The organism is Enterococcus sp. AZ126 (assembly GCF_051714545.1).
GTDB lineage: Bacteria > Bacillota > Bacilli > Lactobacillales > Enterococcaceae > Enterococcus_L.
Genome location: NZ_JBIOSB010000001.1, coordinates 3,316,929 through 3,334,450, shown reverse-complemented (window position 1 = coordinate 3,334,450; position 17,522 = coordinate 3,316,929). Strand labels below are relative to the sequence as shown.

Sequence of the window (17,522 nt, the reverse complement as noted above, 5' to 3'; positions counted from 1 at the left end):
TATCATTTCATTTTTCCCAGATTTTCTGATAAATTAGGGACACTTAGTTGAGAAATGATGTCTAGTCGCAAAAGAGTCAAATTGGAGGAAGTATGAATGATTGAAATCTATCTGTTCGTTAATCCTTTGGGGGGCATTTGTCTCAACGTAGAAAAGGATATTTTAAAATTGGTCGAAACTGAAAATAAAAAAATTCAATTTCGTTTTATTCCGTTTGTTAATATGCGGACCATAAACCACCTTATAAAGTTATTTGATATTCCATCTCATGATATTGAACAACGCAATCAATTGTTTGAAGATGTCTATTCAGCGGCATTGGATTATAAAGCTGCACAACTACAGGGCAAGAAAAAAGGACGCTATTTGCTTCTTGGCTTACAACAAGCTGTTGCAGTAGATAAAATTCCTTATTCTTCAGAATTAACTGAAAAATTTGTAGTAGAGGCTGGTGGTGATTTGGATATGTTTAAAGCGGATCGCCAATCTGATTTTGTAAAAGAATCTTTTCAAACGGATCAACAAATTGCTCGCGAAATGGGGATTGTTAAACATCCATCTGCGGTAGTATACAATTATACATGTGATCGAGATTTCGGTGTACTTGTAGAAGACTGTCAATCCATGGATGAAATCAAAAGACTTTGTGAGACATCTGAAGATAATCTTCAGTATTTTCATGAGAAATTTGAATTAAACCATTATAATGAACCACGAATTCCACATGGGCATTTACACTTGCTTTAAACTAGTGTGTTTTGGATGATGGATCTATTCAAAATAAAGAAACAGGCTCGATTTTGATCATTGTCAAATCGAGCCTGTTTCTTTATTGGCACTTTAATTGTAAAAAAATAACTGCCTTTCGTTTCTTATAATCAAAAAGTAGGACAATGATCAAAATATTTTGATCATTGTCCTACTTTCATTTATTTTTCGAATGTCGCCACAAGTTGTTCCAATTCACCTAATCTTGTTTCAAAAACAAGCATGGCGTCTTCTATATATTGTGGTTTTGTCATATCTACACCAGCTTTTTTCATAACTTCAATCGGATAATCACTGCTTCCTGACTTCAAATAAGTCAAAAAGTTATCTAAAGCTTGAGGCTCATTTGCCAAGATTTTGTTTGCTAATGCTGAAGCAGCAGAAAAACCTGTAGCATACTGATAAACATAATAATTGTAATAAAAATGAGGAATTCGTGACCATTCTAAGGAAATTTCTGGATCCTTTGTCACTTCTGGACCATAATATTTCTGATTCAATTCTCCATAATAATCACCCAAATACTCACTAGTTAGAGGTGTCCCCTTAGCATCTTCGGTATGAATAAAATGTTCAAATTCAGCAAATTGAGTCTGACGGAAAATCGTTCCTTTAAATCCATCTAAATAATGATTCAATACATATGCACGAATCCGAGGATCGGTTTCGGTTTCCAACAAATATTCTGTTAAAAGGTTTTCATTGGTCGTTGATGCTATTTCAGCTAGGAAAATTGAGTAGTCACCATATACATAGGGCTGATTATTACGTGTAAAATAACTGTGAACACTGTGACCCATTTCATGAACCAATGTGTATAATTGATCTAAACTATCATGCCAGTTCATTAAGATATATGGGGCTGTATCATATGCTCCAGATGAATAGGCACCACTTCGTTTCCCTTGATTTTCGATAACGTCGATCCAACGGTCACTGAATGCTGTTTTTACTACATTCAAATATTCTTCTCCCATCGGATTTAAAGCAGTGATTGCTTTTTCTTTAGCCTCTTCATAAGAATATTTAATTGATGCTTCACCCAAAATAGGCGTGTACATATCATACATATGGAGCTCATCTAATTTCAATAAACGTTTTCGCAAGGAAACATATCGATGCAACAACGGTAGATTTTTATTTACCACGTCTACAAGTGTATCATAAACACTTTCTGGAATATGATTGTTACTCAACGCAGCTTCCCTTGCAGAAGAGAACTTACGCACTTTCGCTTTATAGTTATGTGCTTTAACATGGGAGCTCAATGTTTGAGCAAATGTATTTTTAAATTGGTCATAAACAGTATATAGACCTTTAAATGCTTCTTCACGAACACTTCTATGAGTATTCTCCATTAACTGACCATAAACACCATGAGTTAGTTGAATCTTTTCTCCATGTTCATTTTCAATTACTGGAAATTTTAAATCTGCATTATTCAAAATAGAAAAAGTATTACTAGACGCTTCGAAAATTTCACCCGCACCAGCTAGCAATGCTTCCTGATCAGCAGATAAAATATGGGGACGATCACTTAAGATATTTTCAATAAAATGACGATAGGTCTCCAACTTTGGTTCTTCCTCAAAATAGTGCCAAATCTTGTCATCACTTAATGACAATACTTCCGGCTCAAACCAAGCAACAGATTCGCTCGCTTGAGCTAATAAAGAACTTGCTCTGGCATACAAAGCCTGATAAGTAGTATTCGTTGTGTCTTGGTCATTTTTTAAATGAGCATACACATAAATTACTTCGATTTTACGATAGATACTTAACAACATTTCAATGCTGCCTAAAAATGCATTACTGTCTTTCTTTAATGTCCCCTTAAAATGTTCAACTTCTTTTAATTCATTTGACAACGCTTGAAAAGCTTCATCAAAGGCTTGATTATCTTTAAAAATTTTGGTCAAATCCCAAGTCATCTCTATTGGTAAACTTGAACGTTCTGGTAATTGCTTTGTTTCACTCATTACATCGGCTCCTTTTCAAACTATTCTTGTATAAGCTCATCTTATCACATTTTTTATAGGAGTAGCAGTGATTAAGCACTTATTTTCAATCTTTTTCAACCATTTTCTCACATCCGATATGCTATACTTAGAAAATCCTATTTCAATTTTCCATCCATTTTCAACTCTAATCAAATGATTACAAACAATTAGCTGACGAAGCATTTGATTTAAGCAATAAATTTGAAGGATCTCTGATGGAATATTAGGCAACTCATAAAACAATCCTGCAGATTGATCCAGATTTGTTTTTAATAGTTGAATCAATTCTGAATACTTAAAAACATTCTGATCAAAAAACTGTACCAAATTCCAAATGCCAATTTTTAATAATATATCCGATTCTCTACAACAAAAAAGAGGAAGACCTGGATAATAAAACCAATTTGGTAATTGAATCAGATGTAGGCGATTGTTATATAATTCAGATTGAAGTTTTCTGATCTTCTCATCTCTCCTATATAATTTTCTATTCAACTCAGAATAATACGCATTTATAAGTTGTCCAACTTTATATTTTCGTTGGATATAAACATTGGAATTCTTAGGAAAATTAAAAATTTCTAACAAAAAATAACTATAAAAAGACCAACTTTTTTTTGTAGAGTATAGTTTCTTTTTGAAATCTTCTTCAATATGATAATCTATGGTCAATTCTTCTTTATCCAAATCTGCTGACCATAAATAAAATCCTACTCTATCAGAATAATAACACAGATTTTTAGCCAATTCGTTTAAGGTTTGGTGGTTAGAAAAGAGCTTTTTACCACAAATCCAAATAACAATATAGCCATGTTTTTGATAGTTCTGAGTTCGTTCAACCAATCGTTGTGCGCTCAATGGACTACACTGAATCTCAAGTGCAATATTTCCTATCAAAAGATCTGGACGTTGATTCAATGCTGGGAGATACTTTTCCAGCTCATATTCAATCGCCTCTTTCTCACACCACTTAGCAAAAACTGCCTTCAACGCCAAATGCTCTAGTGTCTCACCTTCTGAATAAATACTGCAAGTACTGTTATTATAATGAGAAAAATGCGGTAATTTTACCTTACCATTTTTTATTCGAACAGGATGATCACAAACTGGACAAAAGTATTTGTTGTCCTTCATTTGTTCTATCTCTGTTCTTGTTAAATTCAGTAATGTGACAACTTTTTTCTCTTTTGAATATGCATTGAACATATAATTCACCTCATAAATAAAATACGCAAAAACAATGCCGATTCATCAAAAAAAGACTAAAACAAAGCATAATCGCTGTGTCTTAGTCTTTTTTACGTCTATTCGAAGTAGTATCTTGTTAATCCCAATGCATTACGTTCCATAATACATGTCCCATATTCATTCAATGTCTCTGGAGTAACCATTGATAGATTAGCAAATTCCAATAACTGTGCTAATTCATTTTCGACGTCATTTTTGCCTAATTCATCTAATAAGAAAATAACTTGGAGATAATAGGTTCCTTTAAAAGTATACAAATTTGCTATCACAGACTGCAAGAAAACTTCATTTGACAGCTGTACCATTGTGTCAAAATCATTAAGTTCAAACACCAGATTTTTTACTGTATTATCAGCAAATTCCTGTGTCTCATCAACGAAATCTTCTTCGATTTGTTTACGAATTATATTACTAACTTCTTCTGAATTAAGATCGTTAAAACCTTCAAAATTAGAAACTTCATCAATCGATGCATTCTTACTAATAAACAGTTCCAATCCATCGCTCTTAGGCAGAACCTGAAAAGTAACAGCTTCACTGCCTTGAAATTCATCTTCCACATCAACTTCTTCTAAAATACTATAGAAAAAATTTTCTACCTCTTTATGATTACCGAGTAAATCTAAAAAAGTGATTCCTCTATCAGCCAAATCTTCATTACCGATCAACACACGTATAGTATTTTCATTGATATGTTCCATTTCCATGTCGCTACACCTCACTTTTGCTAATCAGGAAACTTATTCTTACGTACATTGTAGCGGAATCACGCCAAATGTAAAGGGAAAAGTAATAATATTCCTAAATAAACTATTGTCTTAGTATATTCCTAAAAACTTATTCTAGATACTTATATGTCTTGTATGTACTTTTTTATAATTATTTAAAAAAAAGTAATAAATCAATTATTATGTATAAATAATAGAAAAAGAAAACCTTTGTCACAAGGACAAAGATTCTCCTTTTACATTTTATAAACCGGCCATCAATTGTGCTTGACGTAATTCTAACTGTCTAACTCCTCTTGGTAAGAAGCGTCGAATTTCATCTTCGTTAAAACCAACCTGTAATCTTTTTTCATCAATCATTATTGGTCGACGCAACAATCCAGGATTCTCTTTTACTAACTCTAGCAAGTCTTGCAACGGAAGTTCATCCAAATCCATATTAAGTTTTTGGAAAACCTTAGAACGGGTAGAAATAATCTCCTCTGTTCCATCTTCTGTCATTCGCAAAATTGCTTTCAATTCAGAAATATTCAATGGTTCTGAGAAGATATTTCTTTCTTTGAATGGAATCTCGTGTTCTTGTAACCATGCACGAGCCTTACGGCAAGACGTACAACTTGGGGAAGTATAAAGTGTCAACATGTGCATCACTCCTTTATGCGATTTTCATCACTTTTTTGAAACAGGAAATTGAACTATTTTCCTATTTAATGTAAGTATACCTAATTTCCAATAAAATTACTAGCTCTTTTCCAAGAAAAAAGATAATTTTTCGTTATTTTACGTGTTTTTTTTTAATATTGAAATAAAATTTGATTTTTTTTTACATAAAATTGTAGCGTTTTCAAAATCTGGAAAAATGATACAGCCATTACAACCTACTACAACTGTATCAGTCTAAAAATTCTGACATTTTATTTTTTCTCTGTAATCCTGTTTTTTTTTACTTTTAGCTGTATAATGATATCAATGACTTTTTATTAATTGATTAAGGTGGTTACTTTATGGAAACAATTTTTTCAGGCATTCAGCCTAGCGGAATACCAACTATCGGAAATTATATTGGTGCGATGAAACAATTTATCGAATTACAAAATCATTATGATTGTTACTTTTGCATAGTAGATGAGCATGCAATCACAGTTCCCCAAGACCCATTGAAACTACGTCAGCAAACGCGTAGCTTAACAGCTCTATACCTTGCTGTAGGGCTTGATCCTGATAAAGCAACGATTTTCATTCAATCTGAAGTTTCAGCTCATGCTGAGGCCGCTTGGATCATTCAATGTAATACAACGATCGGTGAATTAGAACGTATGACTCAATTTAAAGATAAATCACAAAAAAATGGACGTGCAGGCGTAAGCGCTGGTCTTTTGACTTATCCTCCATTAATGGTCGGTGATATTGTTTTATACAATGCAAACCTCGTTCCTGTTGGAGATGATCAAAAACAGCATTTAGAATTAACGCGTGATTTTGTGGAACGTTTCAACAAACGATATGGACAAACTAATCAAGATATCCTAGTTCTTCCAGAAGTGAAAATTGCTGAACAGGGTGGACGTGTGATGAGCTTACAAGATCCAACAAGCAAAATGAGTAAATCAGATTCAAATCCAAAAGGTTTCATCTCAATGTTAGATGAACCAACTATTATCCGTAAAAAAATCAAATCGGCTGTAACTGATTCAACTGGCATCATTGAATACGATCCAGAAAATAAACCTGGAATTTCTAATTTACTGAGTATTTTCTCTTCTGTTACTGGTCGCTCAGTTGATGAAATCGTTACTGAATATGATGGAAAAGGATATGGCGACTTTAAAACAGATTTAGGTGATGCAGTCGTTGATTTACTTGCCCCAATCCAAGAACGTTACCATGCACTACTTGCGTCTGACGAATTAGATGATATTTTAGATCAAGGTGCCGAACAAGCTCGTCTAGTCGCAAATAAAACTTTACAACGAATGAAAAATGCGATTGGCTTAGGAAGAAAACCTCGCAAAAAAAAGTAATATAAAAACATTTGAGCCAACCATTCATGAATGGTTGGCTCAAATGTTTTTCAATCTCTAAATTGTGCATCATGCAATCGACGATAATGTCCACCTTTTGCAAGTAATTCTTCATGAGACCCTTCTTCTAAGATGCCTTTATCGCTGACCACAACGATCCTTGTCGCGTGTTTGATCGTTGCCAGACGATGAGCAATAATAAGCGTCGTTCTACCTTGTGCTAAAGAATTTAGTGATTCTTGGATCACTTGTTCTGTCTCAGTATCTAATGCTGAGGTCGCTTCATCCAAGATTAAAATTGGTGGATTTTTTAAAAACATACGAGCAATTGCCACCCGTTGTTTTTGGCCACCTGAAAGTTTGACACCGCGCTCTCCAATCATCGTATCTAAACCTTCCGACATTTCATCCACTACTTTTTCTAAATGAGCTAATATGACAGCTTTTTGAATTTCCTCTTCAGTTGCATCCAGCTTACCATAAGCAATATTATCTCGAATGGTTCCCGGAAATAAAAAAACATCTTGTTGAACAATCCCAATTTGACTTCTCAATGAAGCTAGTGTCATGTCTTGAATATTGATACCATCAATGGTGATTTGTCCTTCTGTTACCTCATAAAATCTTGGTAGTAAGTTGCATAATGTTGTTTTTCCTGAACCACTTTGACCTACAAAAGCGACTGTTTCACCAGGCACAATCTGCAAATTTATATGGTTCAACACTTTAGTAGAATCAGCATACGAAAATGAAACATCGTCATAAATGATATCACCATGTAAATGATCTACCAATAGTGCGCCAGGCTTATCTTGAATGGTTGGCTTCTTATCGATTTCTTCAGTGAATCGTTTAAACCCAGCAATTCCTTTAGGGTAACTTTCGATCATATTGTTGACTTTTTCGATAGGGCGTACAAAAACATTCGATAATAAAATAAACCCAACAAATTGCCCATCTGTAATTTCGCCTTTGATTGTATAATATGCACCAAATATCAATGCGAATAAATTAATAAGACGAATTAAAAAGTAATTGTATGCGGAACTGATTCCCATTACTTTATAAAATGTGATTTTTGATTGGCGGTAAGCTTGGTTCAATCCTTCAAAACGTTTACGCTCAAATGGCTCGTTGGCAAAAGACTGTGTCACGCGAATGCCACTGACAGAAGCTTCGACGCCAGCATTAAAATCCCCAAGATTATCATAAATTTTTGTATTGACCTTTGTCATCTTTTTATTGAAGAAAACCAAAGCAATCGTGATAAAAGGCAAGACAATAAACGTAGCCACAGCTAATTGCACATGTATCCTAAGCATCAAGTAAAATGACCCGACGACAGTCATCACGGTAATAAACACATCTTCTGGTCCATGATGGGCAACCTCAGAAATTTCAAATAAATCGGTTGTCAATCGGCTCATCAATTTCCCGGTTTTTTGATTATCATAATATTCAAATGGCTGCGTCTGTAAATGCTCGTATAGTTCTCTACGCATATCTGTTTCAATATCTACCCCTAATTTATGACCAAAAAATACCACGATGTACTGCAAAAAAGTATTGAGTATATAAAATAAAAGTAGCCCGATAGAAGCTAATGCAATCAATCGGAAATTTCCCTTAGGCATGATTTTATCGATGACTTGATTTACAACAACTGGAAATGATAATTCCAACAAACCAGCTAAAACAGCACAACCAAAATCTAAAATAAATAAATGCTTATATGGTCGATAATAACTAAAAAATCGTTTTAACATAAACTCCCCTTTCTTTTGACACTGTTACTATTATACGCAAAGAAAGTATAGGATGCAAAATTTGAAGATTCCTATTTTTTTATGAAATAATCTATATTTATAAGCTGATAAAGCCAACTTCGAAATAGGTAGAAGACATCCTCTTCAGTTTTTTATACATTTTGAAAAAATCGAAATGCTGTTATATCAATCACTTGAAAATATGAAAATAATTTGCTAAATTATAGCTATACATGTACATCATAAAAAACACCGATGAGTTGCTTATGTCTTGGGGAAGATGGGCCTGATCGGTGTTTCTGTATTTTATTATACTAAATGTAGGAATTTTTTCCACTTCAAGCTTTTACTAACGATAATACTTTTTTGAAGAAACGTTTCTCAAAAATATGTTTTTTTATTCTATCTTTTATTAAGAAATCATTGTTTTTTAATGAGAATCGTTAAATTTTTTTTGACACCATTTTGCATGACTTTTAAAGATTTTCCTTCTTGGTCCATCTATTCAATTAGCATTCTAATCTAAATTAAAATTTTCTTTCTGTCCTTTTGTGAAAAAGTTCGCTACAATGAAAAAGGATTTTGAAAAATTTCCTGAAAATTATTAAGGGGTGCAATTTTTTAATGAAAACTATTGTTTTTGATGTTGATGATACCATTTATGACCAGCAACAACCATTTAAAAACGCAATCAAATCAGTCTTTCCTTACGTAAAAGATACGGACATGCACGCACTATATATTCGTTTTCGTTTTCATAGTGATGAAACGTTCCCAAAGGTTATGGGGAATGAATGGACACTAGAATATATGCGCTTTTTCCGAATCAATGAATCATTGAAAGATCTTGATTATCCAACTGTTTCACAAGAGAAGGGTCTACTCTTCCAAAAAATGTATGAGGATGAACTAGATAATATCGTCATGCATCCAGAAGTAAAAAAAGTTTTTGATTTCTTAAAAGAGAAAAACATTCCGATGGGGATCATCACAAACGGTCCCACAGATCATCAATTCAAAAAAGTAAAACAACTTCAATTAGAAAATTGGGTTCCGACCGATAATATTATTATTTCTCAAAGCACTGGCTTTCAAAAACCAGAAAGAGAAATTTTTGACCTTGCTGCAAAAGAGTTTGATATGGACTGCGAACGTACATTATATGTCGGTGATAGTTTTGAAAATGATATTGCAGGTGCTAAAAATGGTGGGTGGAAATCTTTATGGTTCAATCATCGTTTACGTGAAATGCCTGCTGATGAAGAAGCTTATCATATTAAAGAAGTTACTTCATTTGATGATTTATTTCCGACGATCCAATCGTTATTTTCATAAAAAAACAGCGTAAGCTTAGATTTTTCTCTAAGTCTACGCTATTTTTTTGATTATTCTCCAATACTCAAAATCATTCGAATATCATCTTCAGTCATTTTCGCTAATTGCTCTTCATTTCCTTGAATCACTTTCTGGAATAACTCACGTTTTTCTTGTTGCAAGGAGTCCATTTTTTCTTCAACAGTACCTTCTGCAATCATTCGCCATACTTCTACAACACTTTTTTGACCAATTCGATGTGCTCGTCCAGCCGCTTGCTCTTCCACTGCAGGATTCCACCACAAATCATATAAAATCACAGTATCCGCACCTGTTAAGTTCAATCCAGTTCCTCCAGCTTTTAATGAAATCAAGAAGATATCCTTCTCACCAGCGTTAAATGCATCTGCCATTTCCATCCGTTCTTTAGGTTTGGTACTCCCTCTTAAATAGAAAGTTGATAACCCCAGTTCGTGCAATTCTTTTTCAATGATCGATAACATACTTGTAAATTGTGAAAATAGCAACACGCGGCGATTATTTTCTTTGGCAGCTACCAATAAGTCTTTTACTTGCTCTAACTTTCCTGAACCGCCTGTATAATCATCAATGAATAAGCTAGGATCACAACAAATTTGGCGTAAACGAGTCAACCCTGCCAAGATACTCAAACGATTTTTCTTGAACGCATTCTGATCCATTTGGCTAACATCTTCTTGCATTTGTTTTAAGTAAGCCAAGTATACAGTTTTTTGTTCTTCAGTAAGGACGCTGTATAGATTACTTTCAATCTTATCAGGTAAATCTGCTAATACCGTTTTCTTATCTCGTCTTAAAATAAACGGCTGGATCATTTTAGCAATTTCTTCAGGCTTCATTGATCTAAACAACGTTTTTGATGGGAATAATCCTGGGATGATCATTTGGAAAATAGACCATAGTTCATCTAAATTATTTTCAATCGGTGTTCCACTTAAAGCAAAACGTTGTGGTACTGTCAAACTTTTTAAGGCTTGTGCTGTTTTGGTTCCACTATTTTTCACCATTTGTGCTTCGTCTAAAATCAAGTAGCCTAAATTTAATTCTTGATACATATCGATATCTTGTCTAAGACTAGCATATGAGGTGATCAATACATCTAGCTCAGCCTGATTAGCCAATTTTTCGCGCTCTGATTTATTTCCAGCAACAACATCTGATTGTATATCAGGGGCAAATTTCTTCAGTTCCGCTGCCCAGTTATAAATCAAGCTAGCTGGCGCTACGATCAATGCTGCTCCTTTTTGTTTCTGTTCCTCTTTTTCAGATAATAAATAGGTGATCGTCTGAAGTGTTTTCCCTAATCCCATTTCATCAGCTAAAATACCGCCAAATTGATAATAGCTAAGCATTTTTAACCATTTAAAGCCATCTATTTGGTAGTTTCTAAGCGTTGCTTGAATAGTTTGAGGTAAAACTGCATCAAACTTTTCTGGATGGGTCAGGTTTGACACCATTTCTTTAAAAGAGTCTGAAAAATGAGCCCTAGTGTTGTTTTCTAACATATTTTCGATCATCAAGCCCTGATTTCTCGGTACTTGAATCGTTCCCTGAACGTTTTTCATATTTTTTCTCAACAGTGTTAAAATTTCACTTGTCTGCTGAAATTCTTCTGAATCCAACGAGAGAACTTCACCTGTTTCCAACGTATAAAACCGATCATTTCTTAATAAACTTGCTAAAACAGCATCGATTTCCTGCTCCGCTATTCCAGTAATATCAAAACGCACATCCAACCAAGAATCAGAGTCAGAAACTTCGATCAACGGTTGATGATGAGCCGCATCCAAATATAGTTCACGCAATTTTTTTCCCATCCGAACTTCACCTAAACGACGGAAAGTTGGCACCTCTGCTTTAAAGAAATAATACAAACGTTCCCCTACTGGTAATGCTTTTTCATAACCGTCGACAACTTTTTTATAACCGAAAGCTGTTAATTGTTCTATAATTTCTTGTTCTTTTTTACTATCACGAACCACTTCTTGATTCGCTCCTGAGGCCACTGACTGCTCATTATCCGTTGAAAAAACAACCTCACCATAAGTAAAATCGACCCTAACTTTGATCATTCCTTTGATTTTCCGAAAAATAAAAATGGTTTCTAAGGGATGATAAACTACTTCTTGCTTGACCTTTTCACTAACGATCACCGTACCAATTTTTTTCAATAAGGGAATAACACTGCCAAATAGATCTGACAACTCTGGTTTTTCATACATAATCTCAGGTTTTTCGACGCGTTTTAATAGTTGCAATAACGTCGTGTAGATTGCTTCTTGTTCTTGTGTAAAAATATAAACTTGATCTTTGCTGAAGCCCCACTGATAATGAGATAAAAAGGTGGATATCTGGTCATCGATCCTTAATTTATACTTATTATCTGGCTGTTTACTTATATCAAAAAAGAGCGGTAATGTGCCTCTTACGAATGAAAGATGACGATATTTTTTTTCCTCGTCATTTAATTGGAAATGAGGAATCAAACTCATTTTTTCAAGTAGTTTTTGACCTTGATCGATTGGCAACACAAGATAGCGTTTATCGATTTTCCCTTTGACTTGAATTCCATTAGCGCCAAGAAGTTGACTCGTTTGATAAATGGCCGATAGTTGATCTAACAGCTCTTGATTTTCAATTGAAAAAGCTTCTTTTATTAAGTCAAAATGATGTTGTTTATTGATCAAAAAACTTCCTTCTTTTTGGAAGGTCTGGAAAAACTCACCGATATTTTTAATGATATAGGTTTTAGGTTTGATTCCCTGATTTCCAAGACGCAATGAAACCCCTAGAACAGCTAATTCTGGATAATAACTATTCGTCTCAATAACATCGACGATATATTCAACTGTCAGCGGCGTAATTTTACTCTTTGCCTCAACTTGATTTAGGTTTGCAAAACCCTTAGTAAACATTTCTGAAATAGATAAAGATCGTTTTTCAAAGATTACAGGTTGATCTGCTTTTATGATTCGAGAAGTACCTTTTTGACGTAAATATAACTCAACTGCGACCGTATGCTTACAATAACCATGATCTTTCCAATAAGGACATTCACAAATATCATTTTCTTTAGCCGTTCCATCTAACTGCACACGATACAGTTCATTCCCTAAAACTTCCGCATGCCAGATTTTTTGTTCTGGATCTTGTACGACCGACAAGACTCTACCTTCTTTCATATATTCCCTGCCGCGTTCAACGATTCGTTCTGGAATACTCCACTTCATATTATCACCTCCTAGGCTGTTTAAGCCGTTTGATAGGTCACCCGACTTTGACCATTTCCATTTGTTTTGATTTGCAATTGCTGTGGAATTCTTGCTTTTAATTCACTTACGTGGCTGATAATCCCAATCATTCTTCCTTCATTTTCGATTGTTTCTAACGCCTCCATTGCCATTTCTAGGGCTTCTTCATCTAAAGAGCCAAATCCTTCATCAATGAACAAAGCTTCAATTAAAACACCGCCGGCTTGTTCTTGAATCACCTCAGCCAAAGATAAGGCCAAAGCCAGTGCCGCAATAAAACTTTCACCGCCAGACAATGTATGAGCACTGCGGGTACTCCCTGCATTATCATCATAAACATTGATTTCAAGCCCGGTCTGATTTTTATAACTCCCTGAAACTTGGTTTAATTCAAATTGATAACGATTATTCGTCAGTAATCCTAAACGTTGATTGGCTACTTTTAAAACGTCTTCCAAATACGTTTGTAAGACGTATCTTTCCAAACTCGTTTTTCTTGGATTATCGCCATTGACGGTCGCTGCTAATTGGTGCAAAGCCGTTACCTCTTCCCACTGTTGTTCAATAGACGCGATCAATTCTTTCACTTGTTTTTGAATCTTCTCATTAGCCTTTATTTTTTCTTGATGTTGGTAATAATTTGCCTCTTTAGTTTGAAGTGAAGAAGTCAATACGTCAATTTCTTCTAGTAAACTCGTTATTTCCGGTTGTTCCTTGTTTTTAAGTTTTTTTTCTAGTTCGCTTAATTGAAATGTCAATTGATCTTTTTTCTTATCAAAAACTGTTAATTCTTCTTTGATTGCTTCTAATTTCGATACTTCACTCAATAAAACGCGGACTATTTTTTCGTCTAATTCAAGGTTTGATTCGTTTATAGCTTTCAATAATTGTTTTTCTAATGTCATTTTTTCTGTCAGATTTAATGCTTGTTCTTTGGCAAGATGTTCTTCAGTATTTTTTAGCAGTAGACAGCGTTCTTTTCTTTTTGCAAGGTGCTCATCGATTTCTTTTTTCTGTGATTCCCATTGCATTATTTGATCTTCAAGTTGTTGTTTTTGATTTGTTATTTCAGCTAAAGATAGCTGTTTGTCAATCAATTGTTCTGATATTGTTTTTAGTTTGGTTTGATTTTCAGTTTGTTCTTGCTGCTGTTCAATGACGAGTTTTTCTTGTTCAGACACGTTATTTTGTTGCTCTTCAACTGTTTTTTCCAGCTCGATGATTCTGCTTTTAGCGTCTTTTATTTGACTCAACTCAAGTTCAATTTTTTTTGTTACACGCTGAAAATCAGTAGAAATCTGTTCGATTCCTTCCGAAGTCAAAGGCTTTTCTAAAAAAACAATTTGTTTTTCTTGCAGGTTTTTAAACAGTGAATCGACTTTATTATGCTGCAGTTCCGACTCTTTTTGCAGCTCTTTTTCGGTCATTTTAGTCTGACTTACTTGAGCTTGTAGTTTGGCAACAATCGCTTCTTGTTCTTGAGCCTGTTTTTCACTATTATTGAGTTCATTTTCTATTGTTTGAATTTCTTCTAATGAAAATTCTTGATGTTCTTTTTGACTTGGGTGCTCTAATGAACCGCAAACAGGGCATGGTTCACCGTCAACTAAAAGCAAACTTAAACGACTGATCTGCATTTTTGCCCATTCACTTTTTTGTTTTACGACTTGTTCATGTATCGTTTCTTTCTCTTTTACTGCCTGCTTTAGCTCTATATTTTTGCCACTTAACGCTTCTTTTATAGCAGTTATTTTTGCTTCAAGTTGTTGCTGCTTTTCCCAATTTTCCAGAAACGTCTGCCATTGTTCCTGATGTCGTTCCAACTCTAACTGCTCTTTTTCAATTTGAACTTGTCTTTCTATAACAACGAGTTCTTTTTGATAAGCTTGTTCCGCTTTGAATTGTATTTCTTTTATTTGCGCGAGCTTTGTTTTGGCTTTTTCTAGCTCTAAAGAATTTTTTTTGATGGCACTTTTTACTTTTTCTTTCTCTTCATACAGAGGAATTTGAAATTGCAATTTATGGACGATCTCGTTTATACTGCTTATTTCAGCAGCTTGGTCTAATTTTTCTTTTTGGGTACTTTCTAATTGTTGGATTATTTGTTGTTCCGATTGTTGTTCTGAATGATTTTCTTTCAACTCTTTTATGTACGTTGAAAGTAATTTTTTCTTCTCATCGATTTTCTCAATTAGGCCTTGATGGTTTTTCACCCATTGAAGTTGCTGTTCTTCTGTTCGCAATTTTTTGATCATTTCACTAGCCTGATCTAGTTCTTCTTTTTGTTTATTTAGCTGATCTTGTTTTGCAAACTCATTCGCTAGTTCTTCTAATATAAATTTTTCTTGTTCTTTGCGCTGCTTTTGTTTTTGTAGAATAGACAGTTCCAATTCTTCTGCCGCTTGTTGCTTGATCATCACTTCTTGTTGTTGATCCAACGCGGCTAATTGTTGCTCTACAGATAGTTCTTCTAATAATTGTTCTTGCCAGTATAGTTGATCCAATTTCGCTTGGATTGTTTGCTGCGTCAATTCAATCCCTTGATTGACTGACTTTAATTGTGTCTTAAGTTGTTCATTTAGCGTCTGATACAATTGTGTGCCAAACAAGTTTCGTAATACTTTTTCTTTATCGTTACTATTTGCAATCAAAAAAGTTCTAAATTCGCCTTGAGGTAAAAGAACAATCTGAGCAAACTGGGTTGCATCAAGATGTAGCAATTCCTGAATAAAACTATCGACTTCTCGGCGTTTCGTGTATTCTCTAAGTTCTTTTCCTGAACGATCTTTGACGACCAGTGAAATTTTCGCACTTTGAGTTCGAGTACCGTCCCCTCTTTTTTTATACAGTTCTTGTTCTGGTTTTCTCGTGATATCGTAAAAATAGTCCCCATGAGAAAAGGCCAAATGAATCTCGGTCGGCTCCGATGGATCAGCAAAAGTAGAACGCATTTCTTTTCCTTGTCGTAACTTCCCTGAGCTTTCACCAAATAAAGCATAACTCATTCCATCAAAAATAGTTGTTTTACCTGAACCAGTCTTACCACTAATCAAAAATAAAGATGAGTCTTCAAATTTAGTAAAGTCAATCGTTTCAGCAATATAAGGACCGAAGTTTTTTAATGTCAGTGTTAATGGTTTCAACTTATTTCCCTCTTTCTGCTTGATGAAGCGCTGCTAGATTGTCTTTGATCCAAGTTTGTTGTTGTACTGTCAACTCTTCACCTGTTACTTCTGAAAAAAACTGATCCACTAATTCTGTTGGAGCTAAAGCTTTTGTTTCTTTTTTTGACTTACTTTCTTTGTGCTGCACGTCTCTTCCAAATAAACGTTCTATGCCAATGATTCGTGGATAAATTTGTCGTAATTGATTCATCATATTCGGAATCACAGCTCGATCTGTTAATTGGATATGAAAATAACTTTCACGGTCGATCGACTCATAAAATTCTTGTGCAGTCAGTTCTTTAAAACTGCCCTCTATTTGTTTAACGTCTCTTAGTGGTATGATTTCTTCAAATCTAAATGTCGTCTCTCCCGCTTCAGTATCTACTATCCAAACGCCCTTTTTTTGATTCATTTCTGATAATGAAAATTTCAATGGTGAGCCACTATAACGGGCATTTTCAGCTTTCAAAGCATTTTTTCCATGTAAATGACCTAACGCTACATAGTCAAATGATTTTAGTAATGACAACGGGACGGTATCCAAACCGCCGACCATTAATTTTGTTTCCGAATCTGATTTTTCACTGCCAGCGACAAAAAAATGACTGACTAAAACATGTGCCATATCAGATTTGAATTGTTTCTCTATTTCTTTGATGACTTCTTTGATTGCTTGTTCAATCGTCCGAATTTCTTCATTATCGAAATATAATCGAGCTGAGATCGGTTCAAAATAAGGTAATAAGAAAAATTGAGTATTTCCAATCTCTACAGGTTCAAATGCTTGATCCAATCGGGTGTTCAAATGAAAATCTGACTGAGCAAACCAAGGCCCCCCCGTCTCTAAACGGATACTGCTGTCATGATTCCCAGAAATCGCCAACACGGGAAATCTTTCTTTTAAATTCATTTCTACGATCATTCGATTAAAGACCTCGATTGCTTCAACAGAAGGAACAGAGCGATCATATAGATCTCCAGAAACGACGATTGCATCCACCTTTTCCTCTTTAGCAATTGCTAAAATCTGCTGGAATGCATCTACTTGCTCTTCTAATAAATCGTAGCCATGTAATTTCTTACCGATATGCCAATCTGCTGTATGTAAAAAACGCATTTTTCCACCACCTAAAAAAGTCCTTCTTACTATTATACCAAATTTTTGGAGAAATATATGGTTCAAACGTGCAGAATCTTTCCAAAACAAGAAAAAGCCTGAA

11 protein-coding genes are annotated in these 17,522 nt (G+C 34.5%); 3 read left to right on the top strand and 8 right to left on the bottom strand.

Annotated elements, in window-relative coordinates; all coding sequences use genetic code 11:
• Positions 1 to 96 precede the first annotated feature (96 nt).
• Entirely contained in the window at positions 97 to 747 is a 651-nt protein-coding gene (locus IGI43_RS15600) for a DsbA family protein (protein ID WP_438758699.1), read from the top strand.
• 182 nt (positions 748 to 929) lie between these two features.
• Here the strand turns inward: IGI43_RS15600 and pepF are convergent, their stop codons facing one another.
• The 4 genes from pepF to spxA form a co-directional block, all read right to left on the bottom strand.
• Positions 930 to 2,747 (bottom strand): oligoendopeptidase F, encoded by a 1,818-nt coding sequence (gene pepF / locus IGI43_RS15595; protein ID WP_438758698.1) that lies wholly within the window; start codon positions 2,745 to 2,747, stop codon positions 930 to 932.
• 36 nt (positions 2,748 to 2,783) lie between these two features.
• A complete protein-coding gene (locus IGI43_RS15590; protein WP_438758696.1) occupies positions 2,784 to 3,974 on the bottom strand; it encodes a competence protein CoiA in 1,191 nt (396 codons plus the stop codon).
• Positions 3,975 to 4,072: 98 nt separating this feature from the next.
• Entirely contained in the window at positions 4,073 to 4,723 is a 651-nt protein-coding gene (locus IGI43_RS15585; RefSeq protein WP_438758695.1) for an adaptor protein MecA, read from the bottom strand.
• A 264-nt stretch (positions 4,724 to 4,987) separates the two neighbouring features.
• Positions 4,988 to 5,386: a transcriptional regulator SpxA gene (spxA, locus tag IGI43_RS15580; protein WP_010760718.1), complete on the bottom strand. Its 399-nt coding sequence runs from the start codon at positions 5,384 to 5,386 to the stop codon at positions 4,988 to 4,990.
• Between the two features lie 362 nt (positions 5,387 to 5,748).
• Between spxA and trpS the strand changes: the two genes are divergently transcribed.
• Positions 5,749 to 6,765 (top strand): tryptophan--tRNA ligase, encoded by a 1,017-nt coding sequence (trpS, locus tag IGI43_RS15575; RefSeq protein WP_438758694.1) that lies wholly within the window; start codon positions 5,749 to 5,751, stop codon positions 6,763 to 6,765.
• Positions 6,766 to 6,815: 50 nt separating this feature from the next.
• Here trpS and IGI43_RS15570 read toward each other — a convergent pair whose 3' ends face one another.
• Positions 6,816 to 8,531, bottom strand: coding sequence for an ABC transporter ATP-binding protein (locus tag IGI43_RS15570; protein WP_438758693.1), 1,716 nt, complete (start codon positions 8,529 to 8,531; stop codon positions 6,816 to 6,818).
• 624 nt (positions 8,532 to 9,155) lie between these two features.
• Here IGI43_RS15570 and IGI43_RS15565 point away from each other — a divergent pair.
• Positions 9,156 to 9,866, top strand: coding sequence for an HAD family hydrolase (locus IGI43_RS15565; protein WP_438758692.1), 711 nt, complete (start codon positions 9,156 to 9,158; stop codon positions 9,864 to 9,866).
• A 50-nt stretch (positions 9,867 to 9,916) separates the two neighbouring features.
• On the opposite strand, the gene IGI43_RS15560 is transcribed toward IGI43_RS15565, so the two are convergent.
• Genes IGI43_RS15560 through IGI43_RS15550 form a run of 3 tightly spaced genes read right to left on the bottom strand, consistent with a single transcriptional unit; the run spans position 9,917 to position 17,419 of the window.
• Positions 9,917 to 13,114 (bottom strand): DEAD/DEAH box helicase, encoded by a 3,198-nt coding sequence (locus IGI43_RS15560; RefSeq protein ID WP_438758691.1) that lies wholly within the window; start codon positions 13,112 to 13,114, stop codon positions 9,917 to 9,919.
• 20 nt (positions 13,115 to 13,134) lie between these two features.
• Positions 13,135 to 16,278, bottom strand: a complete 3,144-nt coding sequence (locus IGI43_RS15555; protein WP_438758690.1) for an AAA family ATPase — start codon at positions 16,276 to 16,278, stop codon at positions 13,135 to 13,137.
• A gap of 1 nt (position 16,279) precedes the next feature.
• On the bottom strand, positions 16,280 to 17,419 hold the full coding sequence (locus tag IGI43_RS15550) for an exonuclease SbcCD subunit D (protein ID WP_438758689.1): 1,140 nt from the start codon (positions 17,417 to 17,419) through the stop codon (positions 16,280 to 16,282).
• Between the last annotated feature and the right edge of the window lie 103 nt (positions 17,420 to 17,522).